The following is a 21084-nucleotide window of genomic DNA, read 5'->3' as shown; positions in this document are numbered from 1 at the left end:
CGCTGAAGCTGAGGTTGGTGGTGATGATGACGCTGGTCCGCTCATAGAGCTTGCTCAGCAGATGGAAGAGCAGCGCCCCGCCCGAGGCGCTGAAGGGCAGGTATCCCAGTTCATCGAGGATCACGAGATCGAGGCGGGTCAGGCTTTCGGCAATCTGCCCGGCCTTTCCCTTGGCCTTTTCCTGTTCCAGGGCATTGACCAGTTCGATGGTGGAGAAGAAGCGGACCTTGCGGCGGTGATGCTCGATGGCCTGGACGCCGAGGGCGGTTGCGATGTGGGTCTTCCCCGTGCCCGGGCCGCCGATCAGGACGATGTTCTGGGCCCCGTCCATGAACTCGCAGCGGTGGAGTTGCCGGACTGTGGCTTCGTTGATCTCGCTGGCTGAGAAGTCGAAGCCCGAGAGGTCCTTGTAGGCGGGGAAGCGTGCGGCCTTCATGTGATAGGCGATGGAGCGGACCTCGCGCTCGGCCAGTTCGGCTTTCAGCAGTTGAGACAGGATCGGCACGGCTGCGTCAAAGGCCGGCGCCCCTTGCTCGATCAGGTCCGTCACGGCCTGCGCCATGCCATGCATCTTCAGGCTGCGAAGCATGATGACGATGGCGCCGCTGGCAGGATCATGACGCATGACGGCCTCCTGCAGCTTGGGTGCGCAGGCCGTCATAGCGCTCCACATTGGCCTTTGGCTCACGGCGCAGGGCCAGGGCCTGCGGGGTATCGAGGGGCGGCCCGCCAATGACCTTGCCATCGACCAGCCGGTGTAACAGGTTCAGCACATGGGTCTTGGTCGCCACGCCCTCGGCCAGGGCCAACTCCACCGCCGTCAGCACGGCCTGTTCGTCGTGCTGAAGAACCAGGGCAAGGATGTCGACCATCTCCCGATCACCGCCGGGTTTGCGCAGCATCTGCTCCTGCAACTGCCGGAAGGCAGGCGGGAACTCGGCAAAGGGCGCGCCATTGCGCAACGCCCCGGGCTTGCGCTGAAGAACAGCCAGGTAATGCCGCCAGTCATAGATCGTCCGCGGTGGCAGCTTGTGGCTGCGCTGGATGATGCGGCAATGTTCGCACAGGATGTTGCCCTCGGCCGCCACGACCAGCCGGTCCGGATAGATCCGCAGGCTGACGGGTCGGTTCGCAAAGGATGCCGGAACGCTGTAGCGATTGCGCTCGAAGCTGATCAGGCAGGTGGGCGAGACGCGCTTGCTGAGTTCGATGAAGCCGTCAAAGGCCGGCGGCAACGGCATCAATGCGGCCCGCTCCTCAGCCCAGACATCGGCGATGGTGCCGGGCAGCGTGCCGTGCGGGGTCTCTTGCCACACCTCCAGGCAGCGCTGTTCCAGCCAGGTGTTCATCATGGCAAGGTCGGGAAAGCCCGGCATCCCTTGTAAGACCTGATGGCGGGAGTCCTGAACGTTCTTCTCGACCTGTCCCTTCTCCCAACCCGCTGCCGGATTGCAGAACTCCGGCTCGAAGACATAGTGGTTGGCCATGGCGAGGAAGCGGAGGTTGACCTGCCGCTCCTTGCCACGGCCCACACGATCCACTGCCGTCTTCATGTTGTCGTAGATGCCGCGTTCAGGCACGCCGCCGAACACACGGAACGCGTGCCAATGGGCATCGAACAGCATCTCGTGGGTCTGCAGCGGATAGGCGCGCAACAGGAAGGCCCGGCTGTGCGACAGCTTGATATGCGCCATCTGAAGCTTGGTGCGCTCGTCCGTCAGATGGCCGTAGTCTTCGCTCCAGTCGAACTGGAAGGCCTCTCCCGGTCGGAAAGACAGCGGAACGAAGGTGCCGCGGCCCGTGGTCTGCTGTTCCCGCTGGCGATCTGTGCGCCATTGCCGCGCAAAGGCCGCAACCCGGCCGTAGGAGCCGGTGAAGCCCAGCTTGACCAGATCGGCATGCATCTGCTTCAGCGTCCGCCGCTGCTTGCGCGACTTGCCGGCCTCCGTCTTCAGCCAGCCGGCCAGCTTCTCGGCGAAAGGATCAAGCTTGCTCGGGCGATCCGGCGTGGCGAACTTCGGCTCGATCGTGTCTGCCGCCAGGTGCTTCGTAATCGTGTTGCGCGACAAACCGGTGCGCCGCGCGATCTCGCGGACCGACAGCTTCTGCCGCAAGTGCATGCGTCGAATGATGTTCAAAAGTCCCATGTGGATCACTCCCGTTACCCCCGCCGCTCATCGCTTTGGGGAAAGGTTCACATGGCTCAATTCTCAGTGGAAATTACGAGCCTATCCGGCTCAGTTCTGGGTGGAAATCAACAGGCATGGCGCTCTTCGGTGGTTCTTTCGCCGTTCCACAGTGCTGAAGCGCGGGCGACAGTCAACGAACACATTGAAATCGCGAAGAAAAAGGAGATGCCTCGCGTTTCCGCGCAAGGCGTCTCGGCGCGCTGATGCGGGAAATCGACGAGCACAGCGAATCAGAACGCAGGTTCCGGTGCCCGCGGGCTGCTGTTAGGCTCGGGGAAAAGAAACTGGCGATCCGATGGCGTCGAAGACCACCCTTAATGCGAAGAACCTCGAAGCGCTGGGCGCGGAGCGCCTGGCGCAATTGCTGATCGAGGTCAGCACCGGCAACGCGGCCGCCAAGCGCAAGCTGCGGCTCGCGCTGGCCGGGGCCCAGAGCCCGAGGGAGGCCGCGCGGGAGATCACCAAGCGGCTGACCAGCATCGCCCGCGCCCGCAGCTTCATCACTTGGAAGAACCGCAAGGCGCTCGTCACGGATCTCGAAACTCAGCGACGTGCCATCGTCGAGCAGATCGCGCCCGCCGATCCGGACGAGGCGCTGGCGCTCATGTGGCGGTTCATGGCACTCGCCACACCGGTGTTCGAGCGCTGCGACGACTCCAGCGGCACCGTCATCGGCATCTTCCACCAAGCCTGTGCCGATCTGGGTCAGCTCGCCGCGAAGGTCCGGCCGGATCCGCAGGCGCTCGCCGGCACTGTTCTCGATGCGCTTCAGGACAACGGCTATGGCCAGTATGACGGCCTGATCGGCATCATGGCGCCGGCGCTCGGCGACGAGGGATTGGCGGTCCTGAAGTCGATGGCCGAGGACCTCGGTCGCTCGCCCGTGCCGGTTCCGCCGAAGGACCAGTGGAAAGCGGTGGGCTGGGGCCCGGGCGGCACCACCTACGAGCACGAGATGCGGGCGCGTGAGCGCACCAGCACGGTCGCCATGGCGCTCAAGGACATCGCCGATGCGCAGGGCGACGTCGACGGCTTCATCACCCAGTACGATCCGAAGACCCGCAAGGTGCCGCAGATCGCGGCCGAGATCGCACAGCGTTTGCTCGCGGCCGGCAGGGCGGGTGAGGCGCTGGGGTTCCTCGAGCGCGCGGAACTCGGCGACGGCTTGCAGGTTCCGCTGGCCTGGCAGGACGTTCGCCTGCAGACGCTGGAGGCGCTGGGTCGCGGCGAGGAGGCGCAGGCGTTCCGGTGGGACTGCTTCGAGCGCACGCTCTCCGACAGCTACCTGCGGGCCTATATCAAGCGGCTTCCGGACTTCGACGACATCGAGGCCGAGGAGCGGGCGATGGCGCACGCCATGGCCCATCCGAGCCTTCTTCACGCCCTGCAGTTCTTCCTAGACTGGCCGGCGCTGGATCGCGCCGCAGACCTCCTGGAGGCCCGGCACGAGGAGATCGACGGGGATCACTACGAGTATCTCGCCCCAGCGGCGGAGGCCTTGTCAGAGCGTCATCCGCTGGCCGCGACTCTGGTGCTCCGCGCGATGATCGACTTCACGCTCACCCGATCGCGGGCGAAGCGGTATCGCTATGCCGCCGAGCACCTGGTCTCCTGCGCCCGGCTCGCACGGGAAATACCGGACTTCGGCGCGTTCGAGACGCACGATGCCTATGTCGCTCGGCTGAAGGAAGACCACGGCAGGAAGTTTGGCTTCTGGTCGCTCACTGCCGCCTGATGGTCGTGCTACCGGAAAATCAGGTCTCGGCCCCTTGGAAGCATGGTGGAAGCACGAGGGTGAAAATCGCTGCGCAATCCCGACAGATCGTGCGAAGCCGGGCCGCGCTGCAGGGATCGGCAAGTGTCGGAAACTGCGCAAGAACTCGCGCTTCCGAGTGATTGTTCATGGTTCGTTCGACACGGCTCATAACCTGAAGGCCGCAGGTTCAAATCCTGCCCCCGCAACCATCGTCACTTGCCTCGAACGCCCGCCGCCCAGGCGGGCGTCGGCATGTGTGGCCTCCCGATCCGCGCAGAGCGCCAGGATCGCCCCCAGCTCTCCGTAAAGATCGATCCCCTGCGTCTCCGGACCAGGGTGGATCACCACCTTCTCGATCAGCCCGCGCAGGATCATCGCCGCCTCCACGCGCGTGTCGTCGGCGTTCAGCGCCGTGCTCAGCGCCGCCACCTTCTTCTCGCAGACCGCGGCGATGCCGGGATGCATCGCCACCGGTGAAGGTTCTTCGGTGCGGGCGAGGGCGGCTTCGATCTCGGCGCGCTCGGCTTCGAGCGCGTCCATCTTCTCCTTCATGGAGGGGCTATACATCCCCTCGGTGATCGCGGTGATGATGCTGTCGATGGCTTTCTTGACGCGGACGTGGCGGCGTTCGAGATCGGCCCGTTCCGCCAAGGCCTCCTGGCGCCCCCTCTGCACCTCGCGCTGAAACTCCTCGATGAACCGGCGCAGTAGGTCCGGTCTCATCAGCCGCTCCCTCAGGCCAGAGAGCACTCGCTCCTCCACCTCCTCGCGCAGGATCGTCCGGCGATAGCCGCAGGTCCCCTTGTTGCGCGCCGTCGAACAGCCGAGCCGGGACTTGCTGATCATCGAATAGCCGCCCCCGCAGCAGCCGCAGCGGACCAGATCGGAAAGCAGGTAACGGGGCCGGTGGCCACGTTCGATGCCCGGCGCGTCAGGGTTCTCGGCCCGGCTTTCGAAGATCTCCTCGCGGGTTGCCTCCTGGCGGGCCTTCACCTTCTCCCAGAGAGCGTGGTCGACGATGCCCAGATGTGGCACCTCCTCGACGACCCAGTCCTCGGGCGGGTTCAGCCGCGAGACCCGCTTTCCGGTGGTGGGATCCTTGCGGTAGTGCAGCCGGTTCCAGACCAGCTTGCCGACATAGAGTTCGTTGTTGAGGATCCCCGTGCCGCGCTTCCAGTTGCCGCCGATGGTGGAAGCGCTCCAGGTGCCGCTGCTGCGGCCCGAAGCTGGAGAAGGGATGCCTGCCGCGTTCAGCGCGACCGCGATGGTGCGGGCGCTCTTGCCCGCCGCATAGTCGCGGAAGATCCGCCGCACGATCGCCGCTTCCGCTTCGTGGATGACCCGATCGCCTGCGGTCGCACTGCCCTCGGGCAGCGCCTGGCGATTAACCTTGTAGCCATAGCCGATGCCGCCGGCGGACTTGCCGTCCCGCACCCGGCCTTCCAGCCCCCGATGGGTCTTCTGGGCGAGGTGCTTGATGTAGAGGGCCGCCATCGTGCCGCCGAGGCCGACATGCATCTCGTTGATCTCGCCCTCGGTCTTGGTGACGATGCGGATGCCCTGGAAGCTCATCTGCTTGTGAAAGCCGGCGATGTGCTCCTGGTCGCGCGAGAAACGGTCCAGGGCCTCGGCCACCACGACGTCGAAGCCGCCTCGCATGGCGGCCTGCCGCAGACCCTGAAATCCGGGACGCAGATCGAAGGACCCGCTGCTTGCCCGATCCTGGAACGTCTCCGTCACCAGCCAGCCATTGTCGGCGCAGAGCTTGCGGCAGACCCGAAGCTGGTCCTCGATCGAGGCATCCCGCTGCAGATCGGAGGAATAGCGGGCATAGACGGCCGCCCGAACAGGCGATGATGCTTTGAAGGTCACGGCGTGTCCCCTCCCTCCGTGGTGGATTAGCCCAGATACTCCCGTGCCGCCTGCCGGGCGAGGAGGCGGACGAGGGCGTCGAGGCCTTCATGATGGGGTTCTTGCGCCAGGTAATCAATGTCCGCGTCGCTGGCTCGCGGCTGATCGGGCCGGCGGGCTGACGGGGATCGGTTCGGCTTGGACGGCGTTCTGGACATCGAGATTGACCCGGACGGAAAGGTCCGTGCAATCTGAAGGAGAGTTCGCAACCGGCTTGGGAAACAAATCGGCTGTTTGACGTGAGAGGCGTCGATGGATGAAATTGAAGCAGCTCTCTCGAGGATCCAGGTTGGTGCGCAAGCTGAACTCGAGAAGAGACAACGGGACAGCAATTCGCCAGAGGTTCGCTTCGCTGACTTGGCGCCGGCCCTCCTGATCTACGATCTCGACAAAGCGAATTACGACGAACAGCTTATTCCTCAGTCGATTATCGACAGTGTGGGAAGGCGCCGATTCAGTGCCTTCGTGCCCACGACCCAGCAGGTGGTCGCGAAGAGCACGTTGATATCTCCCATCGAAAAGAGGCGGTTCATTCAACAGGGATATGTGATCCTCGTCGCGCCCCTGCGGAGAAGCGGGTCCCATGCACGGGGGCGACGCAATCTCACGCATGCCGAGCAAGCCATCAGAAACGCCTTGAGTCTGTGGACCTACGCACTCATCCCTGAAATCACTGCGCAGTTCGGCGCCAGGAACTCGCGACTTCGGACAGACCGGCTTTTTGCATGGTTGACGAGTCGCGCACCAAGTCTTGCGCTCTTAGCGGAAAGTTCTCATGCCGGCAGGATAAACGGCGGCGGAACGACCGACCAACGGGATACGGAGAATTATCCGGACCTACGGAGTTTTATTGAGGCGTTGGAAGATCATGGACGAAAAATAGCGACACGCCTGCCAGGCGAGGTATTATCGTGTTCCGGCGAGGCGCTGCGGATGAAGATGCGTCAGATCACCGAAAACCATGTTCCGTCCCAAGAAGTTCTGCCAGAGTTGACCGCCTTGCGAACTGACGTCCTTGAGGTTCTCGCTAAAGCACGGCGCATTGCGGCAGCGATCGCCGCTGATGATGGCAAGCTGGCCAGAGGAAACGACAAGGCGATGAACAGCCTTGGGGAGTTGCGGGCGCATCAGGTAGTTCGATCTCCCGAGCAGTATGGCAAGCGTGCCGCGGGTTCGGCGCGGAAGATCGTTCAGGGACAATTCCACAGCAGGCTCGTCCAATCCGGCAACATTCCTTCGGTTGATCGGCTGACCGTGGCTGACCTCGCGGGCATAGCCTTTCTTTGCGATATAGACCCATATCTGATCTGCGCTCAGCACATGCTGTTCTCCGACGAAATCGATACGGTGCGCGCCTTTGGTCGGCTCAAGCGTGGAGAGCTGGCCGATGCTTCGGAGTATAAAAAGCTCATAATGGGACTCGCGGACATATCCCAAAGGGCCGAGGAGGGGCGCGCCGCCAGGATGGACGATCTGGAGCAGATCGCAATCGTGTTGACGGAAATCCCCAAAATGCTGGAATTGGAAGGGGTAGAGCGGAGCAATTTGTTCTCCTGATCAATTGATAGCTATCAGCACGTTCAGCAGAGTGGCACGGAGGGCGGCTTCGGCCTCGGTCGTGTCTGCCGGACCCGCTTCACCACCGCTTCCAGAAGCAAGGTGGCTTTGGTCGGGTGGCAGAGGGGCCTGTGCGTCATCACCGGGGCTCATCGTCAGCCTTCGGCTCGGGGCGGCTACACTACCTCGCGCATACCTGGGCGTAGCCGTTCGACCAGCATGCCCGATCTATATCTTCACGGAGAAGAATCCCGAGACCGGTGTGGGCGTGGTTCCCCTTATCCCAGCCATTCCAGTAGCCATCGGCCTGGCCCGGGGCCGATATGTTCACATAGACAAAAAAGCCGCTCGGTGAGACAAGCTGGAAGCTGCCGTCCCGGTCTGCGGTATAGTCGCAGGCCCCCTTGAAGACCTCGCGCTTGCTGACGGTGAGGCTGCAAGCCGCCGACTTGGCCTCTGCCGTGCCATCGACAGCGACGGCAAGGACCGCGATCAAAAACATCCTCATGGAAATCACCTTTCTCGAACCAAGGTCAGTCGCTCAAGCCAATATCAGGAAATCAGGGGGACCGGTCGATGTAGCAGCGGCCCATTTCGCCGATCCGGGCACCGAAATCATCTCGCATCCCTTCTGGACCGATGAGCGTTGTGGGACAGGATATACCAGAGGCAGACCATGAAAACGACGATTGCCGCGCTCACTGCCGCCATGTTCCTTGCCGCCTGTGAAACCCCGGTTGCGACGGCGCCTGCCCCTGCGGAGCCTGAGCGGCCTATGGATGAGGTTCCTGTGCAGATGACCTTGGCGAACGGGGATAGGCATTACAGCTTCAAGAGCGGCTGCGTCGTCGTCCTGGAGCCGCAGCGCGCGGTTGTGAAGTCAGAGACGAGGGCCTGCGAACTCCACCATCGGGACATCGCCCTGCTTTATGCTTCGGGGGATTGAGGGATCTCGCCTGCGGCATCGTCGCCTCGCCAGAAGCATTGCGTGCGGCGCGAAGGATAGAAATTGTCGGCGAATTCATTTGCGCGGTCTGCAACCCTGTGCCACTCATGGTTGCACGTGAGGCAGATAATCATCATGAAAGGCCCCCCTGCGCTGCCACGCAAGGGGGTCTTTCTTATTGCGGCTTCACCCGGACACCCCGCTGGAACGCCGGCGCCTTCAGTCCTTTGACCTTCTCATAAGCCATCCGCAGCTTCGGAAGGTCGGTTCCTTGCCGCGCGAGCCACAGGCCTCCTCAGCCGCACCTCGAGAGCGTGCAGGTCCGCGATCTGCCGATGAATTCGGGCCAGCAACTCCTCCCGCTCGGCGGGGGTGAGCGAAAGCCGCGGCGCGCCCTCGCGGCAGGCGGTGACGGCCTGCCCGGCCAGCGCCAGGTTCCCGTTCATCGATTCATAGTTTGCGACCCGATAGTTCATGGCGATGTTCTCCTTGTTGACAGGAGGGGTAGCCGGAGAGCGTTGACAGATGGTTAATCCCGGCAGTCAACCAGCCTTTGTTAACTGCCGGAACGGACGCTGTGCTGTCCTGCTTTGCCACGGTGGGGACAAGCGCGCACCCTCACTTGCACCCCGCCGATGTTGAAGGCAGAGATGCGGTGCAGGGAACCGGATGTCCTGCCCGCCTTTTTCCCGGAAAGCAGCCGCCAGGACCACCGCCGCCTTGTCCGCCCCCCGCGCGGGAACCCATGTGACCGTGCTGATGGTGCTGGGGCTGACGCATCTTCTGAACGACCTGATGCAGTCGCTGATCCCGGCGGCTTATCCGATCCTGAAGGACGCTTACGGCCTGGACTTCGTCCAGATCGGCATGATCACCATGACCTTCCAGATCGCCGGATCGCTGCTGCAGCCGGTGATCGGCATGGTGACGGACCGCCATCCCGCGCCCTATTCGCCAGTGGCGGGGATGATGTTCACCCTGTCGGGGCTGGTCAGCCTGGCCTTTGCGCACAGCTATGCGGTGATCCTCGTGTCGGTGGCGCTGATCGGCATCGGCTCGTCGATCTTCCACCCCGAGGCCACGCGGATGGCGCGATATGCCGCGGGCGGGCGGCAGGGGCTGGCGCAGGGCATCTTTCAGGTGGGCGGGCAGGCGGGCGGCGCGCTTGGCCCAGTCTTCGCAGCGCTGATCATCGTGCCCTGGGGCCAGCCGAGCCTCGCCTGGTTCGCGGTCGCCGCCCTGATGGCGATGCTGCTGCTGGTCTGGATCGGCAGCAAGCAGCGCCGGATCAGCGCCGAGTTCGCGGCGATGCGCAAAAGCGCCACCAAGGACGGCGGCGCCCATGTCCGGCATGCGCCGCTGACCATCGGCATCGGCATGGTGGTCCTGACGCTGCTGATGTTTTCCAAGAACGCCTACAGCGAAAGCTTCCGGTCGTTCTATACCTTCTACCTGATGGACCGTTTCGGGCTGTCGATCCCCTCGGCGCAGATGATGCTGTTCATCTTTCTGCTGGCGGCGGCGGCGGGGGCACTGATTGGCGGCATCGTCGGCGACCGCATCGGACGCCACCGCATCATCTGGATCTCGGTGCTGGGACCGCTGCCGCTGACGCTGGTGCTGCCCTATGCCGACCTGTTCTGGACCGGGGTGCTGACGGTGGCGATCAACCTGATCATGGCCAGTGCCTTCGCCTCGATCCTGATCTATGCGATGGAGCTGCTGCCGGGCCGGATCGGCTTGATCGGCGGGCTGTTCTATGGGCTGAACTTCGGCTTGGGCGGCATTGCGGCGGCGGTCCTGGGCGGACTGGCGGACAGCCATGGGGTCAAGACGGTCTATCGGCTCTGCTCTTTCCTGCCGCTGGGCGGGCTGCTGGCCTGGTTCCTACCCCGCATCGACGAGGGGGGATAGCCTCGGCGAGGTCGCCAGTGAGGATCGCCACGAGGGGAGCTATTGATCTTTCCTAACTGCGCCCGTTTGCCCGGAACAGGGCGGCGGGATCGCCGTTCGCTCTTGCCACGACAAGAGGAGCAGGCGATGCGGCGGGTCAGGTTTGCGATCGACGGTCACGGCCCTTTCGAAGGCATGATGAAATTCGGCACCATCGGCGACGGCGAGATCGAGTTCGTGGCGATCCCGGCAAGGGCAGGGGAGTTTGCCGTGCCGCGGACCGTCCAGGTCATTCCCGAGGACGACGACCCCTTTGAGGCGCCGATCATCCGCATCGTCACCGATGCCAGCCGCTACGACGAGGTCGCCGACACGATGTCGGGGTTCGTGATCTTCGAGACGGTGTAGCGATTGATCCTGACGATAAGGCTCCCTGCCATTGTTCGGAATGGCCGTCCAAAATGACCCCACAGCGCAAAGGATGTATCCCCATGATCGGCTTCACGATGCCTGCGAACCCCGTCCGCCTGTGGATTCAGCTGGCCCGGCTGGGGATCGACGCGCAGACGGTGATCGGTCTTCGGACAGCGGGAATGATGGGGATCATGGCCCAGTCGCCTGGCGAGCCGTTCCGCATGGTGGCGGAAAAGCAGGCGGCAGCGGCGGAGTCGCTCTTCGCGATGCTGGAGGCGGCGGGCAGGGGGGCAAGCCCGGAGCGGGTCATGGTCGCGGCTCTGCGGCCCTACGTAAAAAGGACACGCGCCAACTCGCGCCGTCTGACACTGGTTCGCTGAGAGAACAAACCCTGCTCGGTGCCAACAGGTCGGCATGGAGATAGGGCGACAAGAACTCGTGTCCGTCAGGACAGCGAGGTCTGACGGTCTTGCGGACCCTGGCTGTCTGACAGGATCGCCTTGAGGTGATTGCGGACAAGATCCTCACTGAACGGTTTTGGGAGAAACACGGCCTGCTCAGGGATATCGCCCGGCTCCGGCGGCACTGCGCCAGAGGCCACGAGGATGCCGATCTGCGGCCACGTCTCCGCGCAACGCCAGGCCAGGTCGAACCCGGTCAGAGGGCCCGGCGGCATCTGCACATCGGTGAACAGCAACCGGATGGCAGGGCCATGCCGGTCAAGGATCTGCAAGGCCTCTTCGGCACTGGCTGCGGCATGGACGCGGAAGCCGGCGCCGGCCAGGATCGCCTGGGCATCCATGCGGATCAGCGGATCGTCATCCGCGACCAGGGCGTAATGGTCGATTGAAGCCACGACTGCTGCTCGGTTTTTCTTGCCTGTTCTGAGAAGGCCCAACCGAGGGCTTGGGTTCCGGCCAACGCAGCCCTGCAGCCAGACAGATCCAGGCGTCAGCAACGCGTTGGGGGCGGCACCCGAGATTGTTCCGCCCGCTTGGGCTGGGGCAGGGTGCGCCGCCTCGGCGACAATCCGGTCTCAGACCCGTCGTGCGCAGTGCAGTAGAAACGACAGGAGTTGATCGGGCCGAACCTGATGCAGGGAAATCCCGCCCTTCGCCGCCCAGTCGAACAGCGATGTGGTGCTCTCATCCGAGGCAGCTATCGACCAGAACCGGAAATTGCGCTCCGTGATGATGATCTCGCTCAGCTGCTTGACGTTGCGATGTCGAGGGTCGTTCATGATCGACGCGAAGATCTCCCTGACGGCCTCCGCCGGTCCTTCCAGCCATTGATAGAAGACATCGCTTTCGCGGTGCAGAAAGCCTGTGACGTTTCTGGATGCATTGCGCTCTCGCGCTGCCGACAGGATTTCATCATCCGCCGCGCTATCCGCAGCAGTCAGCGCGTCGCTGCGATACAGAATGGCGATCATCTGGTTCATCGGCGTAGATGCTGCGACCCCGCTGCGCCGGTCAAATGAATTTGCTGTAACCAGCTCTTGATAAATGTTTCTTTCGGGACCGCAGCCGGGTCGGAAGCCGGTTGATCGAGATGGACTCCCGCGGATCGCCTGATGCCTGCACCGAACTCGATTACCGACACGGCGGTCTTTGTTGCCCCATCGTCACCTCTGTCCGAACTGGTGGTCGAGCCTGGGTGATCGCGGGCCACGCGATCCCCTTTCTTCGGAAGGATGATGCGCGGACCGCCTCTCGCCCGATCAGGTGCTCGTGCTATAGTGACCACTGTAGCAAACGGTGCGGATGCAATGCCGGTAGCAAGGTTTCTGTTGGCGGCGGTCATCGCTGCTGCTCTCCCGGGCTGCAAATCGAAGGAGTTTGCGTCGCAAGGCAAAGGGACGTTGTCGCAGCCTGATGTTGTGATGGAGGCCGATCCCCCGCCGCCATTCGCCTATTGGGCACCCGAGGGTTCCACGATCCGAAACCACCCGCGCGAGCCGGAAATCTGGATCGCCGAAACCGACGGCGGCTCGAAAAGATACTATTTTGGGGACCGGTGCCGGGCATCCGCCTATCAGCACCTGGTGGGACGACCAACGGATGCGCTGCCCGAGAAACCGGCCGGTGTCGTCTGGCGCGAAGCCTGCACCAACTGTGCCGTTCAGTCCGACGTCAACCGGGCCCGGATGAATGTCAGCTACGACGAGAATACCGGCCTTATCGAGGCAATCTCCTGCGGCTAAGGACATCGGCGATCCCGCCAGGCTCTTGCGGGGACGATCGGCATCATGGACATTGGCGAGGCCATTGACCAACCGCAGCCCGCGAAGGAGGGCACGACCTGTCCTGGCCACCGTGCGGTGATCCCAACGGCAAGGCAGGCCGCCCCTTATGTCAATTCGCTCGATCAAATGTTTCTAGGTGGAAAACGTAGAATGCAGCCGTGGTTGACCCGCAGTCAACCGCCCGGTGAACTTGCATGACGTGCAGAACCGCAATACCTACAGGTTGAGGCAAGTCCTTGCACTTAACCCCAGAGGATCCTGTGCGCCACGACACGCACAGGGTCTTCTTGTTCACACGGAACGTTCCGTCTTTCGGCCCGTTCGATGGCGTGAAGGCAACGCACATCCTTCATGGGAGGCTCTCGCAACGGGCACGGTCGCGAGAGCCTTTCATGGGGTTGGCGCAGGCTTCGCAGTATGAGGCCCGGCTGCAAACTAGACCCCTGGCCATCTCCCTGGGTGCTGCTCGACACGGCCGTCCGCTAGGGAGTTGCGGACGGCACGCTTGCAGGACCAAGGGCGCGTGGACGATCCTACTGACGGGAAGGTTGCAGGGGCATGATCGGATGGAACGCAATCCAGTCAGGGCAAGCCATGTTCCTGTTCATCGGGTGCCGCTCGCACGGCATCATGCGCTGATCGCAGCGGCGATCTGCTGGGCGATCTTCGCGGTCCTCGCGGTGCTGGTGGTGAGCGGCCGCAGCGCCGGCGTGGATGATCTGGGACTGCTGGCGTTTCGCGGTCCCTCCGGTTTGGACCTGCGCGGGCCGGAATGGCTGGAGGTTGCCGCGCGCGACATGACCGCCTTGGGCGGCGTCCTGCTGCGTCATCTGTTCGCCGTCTGCGCCCTGGGGGTCTTGGCGATGCTCCACCTCCGGCGCGAGGCGGTGGTGCTGTTTGTCACGATCACCGGGGGCTGGGCGCTGGATCTCCTACTGAAGCAGTGCTTTGCCCGGCCTCGCCCTGATGTCGTGCCGCATCTTGTGGCGGCGGACGGCTACAGCTTTCCCAGCGGCCACAGCTTCAATGCTGCAGTGGTCTATATCAGCCTCGGCTTGGTCTTCTCGGCAATCAGCTGGCGGTCCCCTGTGCGCAGGACCATCATCGGCGCGACCATCGCTGTCAGCCTCCTGGCCGGCATCAGCCGTGTGATGCTGGGCGTGCATTACCCAAGCGATGTCATGGCCGGCTGGATGGGTGGTGCCGGCTGGACCTTTCTGGTCTTTGGGCTGCTCTTCCGCGCAGCTGACTCGCAGCGGCCGCATTTTCAGAAGAGATGAAGGGATGCATGATTTATCGCGACGAGCAGAGACGGGAACGCTGGGAACTCGCTGACCAACTGCCCGCCGCGACAAGGGGACGCTACCCTCAACTCAAGAGCCGGCAATGGTGCAACGCTCTGGCGGTTTTCACGTGTAGCGCGAAAGGTAGGCGAAACCATGCGCATACGGCAGAATGCCATCCGGTAACGATTTCGCCATCCCTGCTCAGAGCGGCCGCGACGTGTTGCGGGGCGGCGCCGCGCGCCTGGATCTGAGGAAGCCCAAGAGGGAAGCCGCCGGGTTCACCGTTATTGCCGCCGCGATGACATGAGGGTCCTCGACTGCTCGCCGATCCCATTGAGCGTCGCCTGACGCTCCAGGCGTCTCAACAACTCGCGGTATTCGGCATTGTGCGAGTAGGCGCTTATCGCAGCCATGATGATCTTCCAGTCGTCCGGGGATACGGCGGGACGAAAAGCGGAAACACTTTCAGGTCGAAACATGAGAACCACCTAAGACAGCATTGAACAAGACTGTGATACCCTGAGGTTGTCTTCCGGCCAATTAGCCCTTTTGTATAGGTTAATTATGAGGTCTTTGAAAAACACCGGGCTGCACGGATCGGGGCCGGGGCAGCGGAGCACTCCTTGGCAGGATCCTGGACATTGCGGTCAAATGGATGGTGCGACCGAATGTCTCGGAAGTCGATGTTTCCCGCGCCCTTGCCCGGTTCACGCACCACCCAGGTCGCAGAGCTGCTACGAGGCTGTCGGACGCGACAGGGTGAAGCATGGGCTTGTTCAGGAGGATCGGACCGACTTGAGTTCCATCTTTACACGCCTCGAGTCATGCTGAATTCGGCACCTGTGTCTTTCAATCGCGGACGACCCCCATGACGAAAAATACCCTGCGTGCCGTGACCGTGTTTCTGCTGGCCGCCATTCATCCGGAGTGGGCGCTGGCGCAGGATCTTCCGCCCTATCAGCCGCTGGAAACCCGTCACGTCTGCACGGGGCAGCCCATTTACGACGCGCCCGCCGGAACAGAAGCACGCGTTCTGGAGGCGGGCGCTGAGGTTTTGCTGCGGAATGTGACCTTCGGCCCGGAGGGGAGCGCATGGTTTGCGCTGGATTATCCCACGGGCAAGGGACTTGAACGTGCTACCGGCTATCTGCCGGTCTCCTCGGTCCAATATTTCTGTGGGCAAGAGAGTGCCGCTCCTGAGGTCAGCACCAACCGCCTGCAATCCTATCTTGCGCCTCCGAACACCTGTCATGTGGTGGCGGCCCGCGCCGATACGGTCGAAGGGTTGAACGGCCATGCCCGCTCCATGCCCGCCTATACCCCGTCGATGTCTGGCTATCGGCTGCATTCGGGCGGCTATGCGCTGTCGCTGGGGCTTGTCAGCAGTAACCTCCGTGATCGGATCGCCCGCGTTCAGACGGTCGCCACCTGTGTGTCAGGCGCCGATTTCGCCGAAGCACTGGTCCATGACGGAAGGGCCTTCGCCCCGTCGGATCCCGGCGGCTGGTCCGATGACGCAGCCCGGCTCTCTGCCGCGCACGGCATGCGTGCGCGGGGACTAGAGAGCGGCGATCCGGCTGATCTGAAACGGGCCTGCGATCTCGGCCTTGGCGCGGCCTGCACCGAATTCGCCAGCCGGATCCATGATGCGCCCGGCGGTCCGGGGCGCGGCCCCGCAGTCGTCACCCGCTATGCACTGTTGGGCTGCATGGCCGGGGATCTGGAAGGCTGCCAGATGGCCGTCAACCGTCAGGGCAACACGCTGGAGCTTACGCGGGAGCTGGCTCTGCCCGATGCCGGGCCCGAAGATGGCAGCGTGACGACGGAAATCTCAAAGGGACTGTGCGACGCGCGAGATCGGTTCGGCTGTGTTCTGCTGGCGCGGGGCACGGCTGTCGACCGCGCGCCTTCGCTGGTCGAGGCATCGTCGTCCTTCGGGGCCAATCTGATCGCCTGTCAGCAGGGGATCAGCTGGATCTGCGAAGGGCTGAGTGACGACATGGACACGGTCCGCGCGGCCCGCGGCTCCGGCTTGACCGGAAACGAACGGTATGCCCTGGCGGGGATCGAGGCCGGGCTCTGCACCCCTGGTCCACGTGAACCCAATCAACGCATCTGCAAGGGCGCCTACTACCTCTACCGCGATTTCCTGACCTACAGCGATGCCGCGACGCTGGACGCGCGCCGGGTAGCCCAGGCGAGGGCGTTCCTGAGCGGCGGTTGCGCAGCGGGCGATCCCCCGGCCTGCGCCACCCTGGCCGGCATGGCCGATTTCTGGCCGGACGCGGATCGGCGTGCGGCAACGGCCCGCGTCATTGCGCTTTGCGATGCGCAGAGCATCCAGGACACGATCTGCGAAAGCCTTGGCGGCGTTCTCGATCCGACCTTCCGGGAAAGCCGCCCGGTCATGGCGGCACGGTATGACAGGCTTGCGCAATCCTGCCTCAGCCCCGGCGAGGGCGACGCGCAGGATTGCGCCTGGGCGCTGCACAGCTACGCGGCGCTGGATGCGCCGGATGGCCTGGCCGCGGCCGAAGCGATGCTGAAAGAGGCATGTGGACCGGCCAATAACAAGGGCTGCCCGACATTGGCGCAGCTTTACGGCCCTGAAGGCCAGGTCCTGTCAGGCGTGAGAATCCCGGGCCGCAATGATCCCGAAGCCCGTCTCGCCGTCTTGCGGATGGGCTGCCGCGGCGGGGATGAGGCAGGCAGCACATGCGACCAGCTTGCCGACACCATGGCCGGCCAGGGGAATGGGGAAGCCGCCCTTCACGTTCGCGGCGCGGCCTGCGACCGGGTGATCTCGGCGGCAAACGACGGCGACCTGTGGCAATGCTATGATGCGGCGAAACAGGCGCTTGGCCAGAACCAGCGCCTGCCGGATGCGTATCGCTGGGCCGATTACGTCTGCCGGGGCGCCGATGTCTCGGTCTCACCCTATGGCTGCATGCTGGTCGGGAATATTCTGGCGAAAGGCCTCGGTCAGCCCGCCGATCTTGCCGGTGCCCTGTCCGCCTATCAGCGCGGCTGCTTCCACCCGCGGGTCGCGACCACCGATGGCGAGGCCTGTCTGCGCTATGGCACGATGCTGATCGAAACCGTCCGCAGCGGCGAAACGCCAGCGGAGCCGCTGGCATTCGCGCATCGTGAGGATGGCGAAGGACCCGAACCGCCCTTGGTGCTGGCCGAGGCGTCCCGTGCTTTTGACATGGGCTGCATCGACAGAATCGCGCCCGCTTGCGCCGCCAACGCTCGCCTTCTGGAGGAATGGAGCAGCGGCGATCTTCCCTATGACCGCTTCACCTGTCAGGTCAGGAGCGCGGCAGGAGAGGTGACATCGGAAAAGCCCTGTCGTGGCCTGATCTTCTATCAAACAGCGGACGAGATGAAGGAGACCCGCGAACAGGTCGGGCTGAATGTCTATGTCTGGCCGGATAGCGAGCGCAGCGTGACCTATATCCGGGATGGCATCTGGCGGCTGAACGAGGTTCGCACCGATTATCCAGCGACCGAGGGAAGCAGACGCTGCTGGCACAATCCCATCTCAACCCGCAGCTTCTGTGCCGCACCTGCAGGTTGATCGTCGCTGACGATGAAAATCTCGGCCCAGAACAGCCCGCCGGCCCCACCCTCATCCTGCGCGGCCACATCCTCCGAAGCTGCCGCTCGACTGACACTGCGGTGAAATCCCGGTCAGAAATTCTGTTCTACCAAGGGGAACCGGGCCTTCAATGGCTATCCTTCGACAAGCCCTTACTCGCGACGACACCGGCGTGCTGTCATTTGGCGTGACGGTGTCGTAGTGAGGGCAAAACGATTCAGGACGGATGATGCGAACTCAATTTGCTGCTCTTCTCGCGCTCGTGATCGCCACCGGATGCGCGGTCGGTTCCGGTGCAGTGGTGAAGGGCGCTGGGCCAGACGATCTCCTGAAACTGCGCGAGGGCCCGGGCCTCAACCACAGAATCATCATTGGCCTGCCCGACGGAACGCGACTCACCCGCCAGAACTGCGTGACGAATAGCGGTAAGGTCTGGTGCAGGGTCTTGCTCACCGACAAGCCTGGTATCTCGGGTTACGTTTCGGCGGACTATCTGGCGCATCGCTGACAGCAAGGTGCGGCCTATTGCTGCCGTTCGTCACTCAGCCGTGCGGCGCATGGAGCCTTCTCCGAACTAGACGTTCGTGTAAGCCGCAGCGAAACCTACCCTGCTAGGAAGTTGGGCGCCGCTGCCGAAAATTCCATGAGCCATTCCTGTGGCGGTCAAATCATCAATGCCGATGCGATCACTCTGCCCATAGCCTGAGGGAATACCGGTTCCATTTATCTCTATTTGACTGGATGTCCTGTAAAAATGCCAGATAGGTCTAGCTAAATGCGACGGGGAGCAAGATGATAAATTTTACGACAGCGGCTGCTATATCAACGACTTTGCTGGCCGGGTTGGCGTGGGCAGGGCCAGGTCTGGCGCAAGACAAGGTTTTGCGTATTGGCATCAACGCGCCCGAGATCAAGACGCTCGATCCTCATCGCGCGTCTTCGACAGCAGAAAAGGGGCCGATGGGCTGGGTGTTCAACGGACTTGTCCGTTTTCCACCCGGTAGCGCTGATCCGAAAGAACTCGAACCGGACCTTGCTGAAAGCTGGACCACCTCGGACGACGGGACCGAGTGGATCTTCAAATTGAAGCAGGGGGTCAAGTTCCACGGGGAATGGGGCGAGTTGACCGCCGCGGATGTCGTCTATTCGCTGGAGCGGGCGAAAGATCCCGAGCGCTCGAGCTTCGCTGCGGCCTATGAGGCGTTCGAGACGATTGAAGCGGTTGATGACCATACTGTTCGCATCGTGCTGGCCCATCCGGTGCCCGGATTTCTTGGTCTTGTATCGAATTACCATGGCGGCAATATCTTCAGCAAGGCAGCGGCCGAGGAAGGGGGCGACGATTTTGGAAGGCAGCCTGTCGGGACGGGTCCATTCGCGTTCCAGCGCTATGACACCCAGCAGCAGGTGGTCTTCGTGGCAAACGACGATTATTTCCGAGGTGCGCCGAAGATCGACGAGATAAGTTATCGCCTGATCCAGGCGGATGCCAGCCGTGAATTGGCATTCACATCAGGTGAGTTGGATATGATCTATGGCAAGCGCGAGCAGCGTTGGATTGACCGCTGGAATCGCGAGGACACTGCGAAAGTCGACGTTTTCTGGCCCGCAGAATACCGCACCCTGCATCTGAACACGACAATGGAGCCTTTGACCGACAAACGTGTCCGCGAGGCGGTCGCGCGTGCGATCAATGTGGATGAGATCGCGAGCTTCGTGGGCGAAGAGGTGGGACCGAAGGGCTGCTCCGTTGTGCCGTCGGGTTATCTGGGCGAAGATTGCAGCGCCTGGACATATGCCTATGATCCCGAAGCCGCGAAGTCCCTGCTGGCGGAGGCAGGCTTTGAAAATGGCGTCACGATTAAGTCCGTGGTTTCCAGCAACAACGCCCAACTGCCCATCATGGAGGTGATCCAGGCGCAGCTGGCTCAGTCCGGGATCACGCTGGACATGCAGGTCGTCGACCATCCGACCTATCACGAGATGTCCCGGAACGATCTGAGCGGCGCGACCTTCTACGGCGCGGCTCGGTTCCCGATCGCGGATACCTATCTGACGGAATTCTACCACTCGGATGCCATTGTAGACAAACCGACCGCGATCACCAATTTCTCGCATTGCGACGTGGCGGACGAAGCGATTGATGCGGCTAAGGTCGAAGGTGATCCCGACAAGCAACTGGCCCATTGGTCGGAAGCGCAGCGGCTGATCCACGAACAGATCTGTGCCGTGCCGCTGTTCAACCTTCGTCAGGTCTGGCTGCGCAACGCAAAGTTGGATTACGGCTACGAACTGGAGGGCGAGATGAATCTTGCGCCCCGGATCACCGAATTGACCGATCTGATCGAGTGATCATGCCGTCGCGAGCGAAGGCTTTGGCCGTCGCTCGCACCATTTCCACGAATGTCGCGACAAGACGACGGTTCCGGCCGTGACGCAGGCGGCACAGCTGAAAATCCAGGAAATTATCCGGCACGAAGGGGCGCACCGACACGCGCCCCTCGACCGTTTCCGCATAGATCGGGTGGACCAGCGCAATGCCCATTCCGGCCGCAACCAGTTCGCAGACATTCTGGGCCGTCGTGGCTTCGGTCACGACGCGGGGTTGGTGGCCTTCAGCCTCGAATGCGCGTTCCAGCCGGAGCCGCGTATAGCTGCTGTGCATGAACGCCACCAGTGGCTCGGTCGCCAGATCCGAGACGGTCAGTTCCGGCCTTTCCATAAGCGGGTGATCCGGCGGCAACATGCAGACCATGGGCATGTTCAGGATCGGCTCTACCTGGATATGCGGATCTTCCACGCGCCCCGCGACAATGCATACATCGACCTTTCCGGATCGCATCCAGTCCACGAGGAACTGCGACGATCGGGCATGGAGCGAGACGAAGACCTCGGGCTGTTCGTTCGAAAAGCTGCGGATCGCCGTCGAGATGAAGCGCCCCGACAGGGCCGGCAGGACACCGATGGTCAGGCGGCCTCGTTCTTCGCTGCGCAGATTGTCGATGGCCAGCGCAATCTGATCCAGGCCCGAGAAGATCCGGTCGACCTCTTCGTAGAACCGCTGCCCCCGCTCCGTCGGGATCAGAAGGCCGCGACGCCGTTCGAACAGATCCAGCCCGGTATCGGCTTCCAGATTCGACAACAGCTTGCTGGCCGCTGGCTGGGACATGTTCAACGTCTCGGCGGCACGGCTGACGGTGCCGGTTTCGATCACCGCCTTGAAGACCTCGATCTGCCGCAAGGTGGGTTGCCTGTAGGTGCGCGCCATCGCTGCCTCATAACCTGA

20 protein-coding genes are annotated in these 21084 nt (G+C 62.9%); 12 read left to right on the top strand and 8 right to left on the bottom strand.

The features are described 5' to 3' along the window. Positions 1 to 625, bottom strand: a 625-nt coding sequence (gene istB, locus ACTJI6_RS18565; RefSeq protein ID WP_440797344.1) for an IS21-like element helper ATPase IstB, incomplete at its 3' end; no start/stop codon positions are given. Beyond that, positions 615 to 2147: an IS21 family transposase gene (istA, locus tag ACTJI6_RS18560; protein WP_440797346.1), complete on the bottom strand. Its 1533-nt coding sequence runs from the start codon at positions 2145 to 2147 to the stop codon at positions 615 to 617. The genes istA and istB, both read right to left, overlap by 11 nt. A gap of 51 nt (positions 2148 to 2198) precedes the next feature. On the opposite strand from istA, the gene ACTJI6_RS18555 reads away from it, so the two are divergent. Then, positions 2199 to 2393 (top strand): hypothetical protein, encoded by a 195-nt coding sequence (locus ACTJI6_RS18555; RefSeq protein ID WP_440802789.1) that lies wholly within the window; start codon positions 2199 to 2201, stop codon positions 2391 to 2393. Between the two features lie 91 nt (positions 2394 to 2484). Beyond that, positions 2485 to 3924: a DUF6880 family protein gene (locus ACTJI6_RS18550; RefSeq protein ID WP_440802787.1), complete on the top strand. Its 1440-nt coding sequence runs from the start codon at positions 2485 to 2487 to the stop codon at positions 3922 to 3924. A 186-nt stretch (positions 3925 to 4110) separates the two neighbouring features. Here ACTJI6_RS18550 and ACTJI6_RS18545 read toward each other — a convergent pair whose 3' ends face one another. Further along, on the bottom strand, positions 4111 to 5817 hold the full coding sequence (locus ACTJI6_RS18545) for a recombinase family protein (protein WP_440802785.1): 1707 nt from the start codon (positions 5815 to 5817) through the stop codon (positions 4111 to 4113). Positions 5818 to 6108: 291 nt separating this feature from the next. Here ACTJI6_RS18545 and ACTJI6_RS18540 point away from each other — a divergent pair, with 291 nt between their 5' ends. After that, entirely contained in the window at positions 6109 to 7413 is a 1305-nt protein-coding gene (locus ACTJI6_RS18540) for a hypothetical protein (protein WP_440802783.1), read from the top strand. Between the two features lie 181 nt (positions 7414 to 7594). On the opposite strand, the gene ACTJI6_RS18535 is transcribed toward ACTJI6_RS18540, so the two are convergent. Next, complete coding sequence (locus ACTJI6_RS18535; RefSeq protein WP_126156258.1) at positions 7595 to 7921, bottom strand: hypothetical protein; 327 nt, start codon at positions 7919 to 7921, stop codon at positions 7595 to 7597. A gap of 168 nt (positions 7922 to 8089) precedes the next feature. Here ACTJI6_RS18535 and ACTJI6_RS18530 point away from each other — a divergent pair, with 168 nt between their 5' ends. Then, complete coding sequence (locus ACTJI6_RS18530) at positions 8090 to 8359, top strand: hypothetical protein (RefSeq protein WP_126156257.1); 270 nt, start codon at positions 8090 to 8092, stop codon at positions 8357 to 8359. Positions 8360 to 8595: 236 nt separating this feature from the next. On the opposite strand, the gene ACTJI6_RS18525 is transcribed toward ACTJI6_RS18530, so the two are convergent. Beyond that, on the bottom strand, positions 8596 to 8835 hold the full coding sequence (locus tag ACTJI6_RS18525; protein WP_126156137.1) for a hypothetical protein: 240 nt from the start codon (positions 8833 to 8835) through the stop codon (positions 8596 to 8598). Between the two features lie 283 nt (positions 8836 to 9118). Between ACTJI6_RS18525 and ACTJI6_RS18520 the strand changes: the two genes are divergently transcribed. The 3 genes from ACTJI6_RS18520 to ACTJI6_RS18510 all read left to right on the top strand — a co-directional run bounded on the left by ACTJI6_RS18520 (position 9119) and on the right by ACTJI6_RS18510 (position 11046). Continuing rightward, on the top strand, positions 9119 to 10273 hold the full coding sequence (locus tag ACTJI6_RS18520) for an MFS transporter (protein ID WP_440802790.1): 1155 nt from the start codon (positions 9119 to 9121) through the stop codon (positions 10271 to 10273). A 126-nt stretch (positions 10274 to 10399) separates the two neighbouring features. Continuing rightward, positions 10400 to 10660 (top strand): hypothetical protein, encoded by a 261-nt coding sequence (locus ACTJI6_RS18515; RefSeq protein WP_126156135.1) that lies wholly within the window; start codon positions 10400 to 10402, stop codon positions 10658 to 10660. Positions 10661 to 10743: 83 nt separating this feature from the next. Then, the gene (locus ACTJI6_RS18510; protein ID WP_126156134.1) at positions 10744 to 11046 is read left to right on the top strand and encodes an antibiotic ABC transporter; all 303 of its coding nucleotides are present in this window, start codon (positions 10744 to 10746) and stop codon (positions 11044 to 11046) included. A gap of 65 nt (positions 11047 to 11111) precedes the next feature. Here the strand turns inward: ACTJI6_RS18510 and ACTJI6_RS18505 are convergent, their stop codons facing one another. Both ACTJI6_RS18505 and ACTJI6_RS18500 read right to left on the bottom strand, forming a co-directional pair. Continuing rightward, positions 11112 to 11564: a response regulator gene (locus ACTJI6_RS18505; RefSeq protein ID WP_206437031.1), complete on the bottom strand. Its 453-nt coding sequence runs from the start codon at positions 11562 to 11564 to the stop codon at positions 11112 to 11114. A gap of 138 nt (positions 11565 to 11702) precedes the next feature. Continuing rightward, entirely contained in the window at positions 11703 to 12107 is a 405-nt protein-coding gene (locus tag ACTJI6_RS18500) for a BLUF domain-containing protein (protein WP_126156133.1), read from the bottom strand. Between the two features lie 348 nt (positions 12108 to 12455). On the opposite strand from ACTJI6_RS18500, the gene ACTJI6_RS18495 reads away from it, so the two are divergent. The 5 genes from ACTJI6_RS18495 to ACTJI6_RS18475 all read left to right on the top strand — a co-directional run bounded on the left by ACTJI6_RS18495 (position 12456) and on the right by ACTJI6_RS18475 (position 20150). Then, complete coding sequence (locus ACTJI6_RS18495; protein ID WP_126156132.1) at positions 12456 to 12869, top strand: hypothetical protein; 414 nt, start codon at positions 12456 to 12458, stop codon at positions 12867 to 12869. Positions 12870 to 13477: 608 nt separating this feature from the next. Beyond that, positions 13478 to 14191 carry a phosphatase PAP2 family protein gene (locus ACTJI6_RS18490; RefSeq protein ID WP_164555318.1) on the top strand — a complete coding sequence of 238 codons (714 nt, stop codon included), beginning with the start codon at positions 13478 to 13480 and terminating at the stop codon, positions 14189 to 14191. Positions 14192 to 15065: 874 nt separating this feature from the next. Continuing rightward, positions 15066 to 17777 (top strand): hypothetical protein, encoded by a 2712-nt coding sequence (locus ACTJI6_RS18485; protein ID WP_440802779.1) that lies wholly within the window; start codon positions 15066 to 15068, stop codon positions 17775 to 17777. 250 nt (positions 17778 to 18027) lie between these two features. After that, a complete protein-coding gene (locus ACTJI6_RS18480) occupies positions 18028 to 18306 on the top strand; it encodes an SH3 domain-containing protein (RefSeq protein WP_126156140.1) in 279 nt (92 codons plus the stop codon). 284 nt (positions 18307 to 18590) lie between these two features. Next, positions 18591 to 20150 (top strand): ABC transporter substrate-binding protein, encoded by a 1560-nt coding sequence (locus ACTJI6_RS18475; protein WP_440802777.1) that lies wholly within the window; start codon positions 18591 to 18593, stop codon positions 20148 to 20150. On the opposite strand, the gene ACTJI6_RS18470 is transcribed toward ACTJI6_RS18475, so the two are convergent. After that, positions 20122 to 21066 (bottom strand): LysR substrate-binding domain-containing protein, encoded by a 945-nt coding sequence (locus tag ACTJI6_RS18470; RefSeq protein WP_101754669.1) that lies wholly within the window; start codon positions 21064 to 21066, stop codon positions 20122 to 20124. The two genes, ACTJI6_RS18475 and ACTJI6_RS18470, sit on opposite strands and share 29 nt — an antisense overlap. Positions 21067 to 21084 lie beyond the last annotated feature (18 nt).

Source organism: Paracoccus sp. 22332 (assembly GCF_052045125.1).
Taxonomy (GTDB): Bacteria; Pseudomonadota; Alphaproteobacteria; order Rhodobacterales; family Rhodobacteraceae; genus Paracoccus; species Paracoccus haematequi_A.
The sequence above is the reverse complement of the archived record's forward strand: the minus strand, read 5'-3'. Positions and strand labels throughout refer to the sequence as shown.

Excerpts from the sequence above, each read along its gene's own strand:
- istA (WP_440797346.1), bottom strand. The coding sequence starts at position 2,147 with ATGGGACTTTTGAACATCATTCGACGCATGCACTTGCGGCAGAAGCTG.
- ACTJI6_RS18555 (WP_440802789.1), top strand. The coding sequence starts at position 2,199 with ATGGCTCAATTCTCAGTGGAAATTACGAGCCTATCCGGCTCAGTTCTG.
- ACTJI6_RS18550 (WP_440802787.1), top strand. The coding sequence starts at position 2,485 with ATGGCGTCGAAGACCACCCTTAATGCGAAGAACCTCGAAGCGCTGGGC.
- ACTJI6_RS18540 (WP_440802783.1), top strand. The coding sequence starts at position 6,109 with ATGGATGAAATTGAAGCAGCTCTCTCGAGGATCCAGGTTGGTGCGCAA.
- ACTJI6_RS18535 (WP_126156258.1), bottom strand. The coding sequence starts at position 7,921 with ATGAGGATGTTTTTGATCGCGGTCCTTGCCGTCGCTGTCGATGGCACG.
- ACTJI6_RS18530 (WP_126156257.1), top strand. The coding sequence starts at position 8,090 with ATGAAAACGACGATTGCCGCGCTCACTGCCGCCATGTTCCTTGCCGCC.
- ACTJI6_RS18525 (WP_126156137.1), bottom strand. The coding sequence starts at position 8,835 with ATGAACTATCGGGTCGCAAACTATGAATCGATGAACGGGAACCTGGCG.
- ACTJI6_RS18520 (WP_440802790.1), top strand. The coding sequence starts at position 9,119 with ATGGTGCTGGGGCTGACGCATCTTCTGAACGACCTGATGCAGTCGCTG.
- ACTJI6_RS18515 (WP_126156135.1), top strand. The coding sequence starts at position 10,400 with ATGCGGCGGGTCAGGTTTGCGATCGACGGTCACGGCCCTTTCGAAGGC.
- ACTJI6_RS18510 (WP_126156134.1), top strand. The coding sequence starts at position 10,744 with ATGATCGGCTTCACGATGCCTGCGAACCCCGTCCGCCTGTGGATTCAG.
- ACTJI6_RS18500 (WP_126156133.1), bottom strand. The coding sequence starts at position 12,107 with ATGAACCAGATGATCGCCATTCTGTATCGCAGCGACGCGCTGACTGCT.
- ACTJI6_RS18490 (WP_164555318.1), top strand. The coding sequence starts at position 13,478 with ATGGAACGCAATCCAGTCAGGGCAAGCCATGTTCCTGTTCATCGGGTG.
- ACTJI6_RS18485 (WP_440802779.1), top strand. The coding sequence starts at position 15,066 with ATGACGAAAAATACCCTGCGTGCCGTGACCGTGTTTCTGCTGGCCGCC.
- ACTJI6_RS18480 (WP_126156140.1), top strand. The coding sequence starts at position 18,028 with ATGCGAACTCAATTTGCTGCTCTTCTCGCGCTCGTGATCGCCACCGGA.
- ACTJI6_RS18475 (WP_440802777.1), top strand. The coding sequence starts at position 18,591 with ATGATAAATTTTACGACAGCGGCTGCTATATCAACGACTTTGCTGGCC.
- ACTJI6_RS18470 (WP_101754669.1), bottom strand. The coding sequence starts at position 21,066 with ATGGCGCGCACCTACAGGCAACCCACCTTGCGGCAGATCGAGGTCTTC.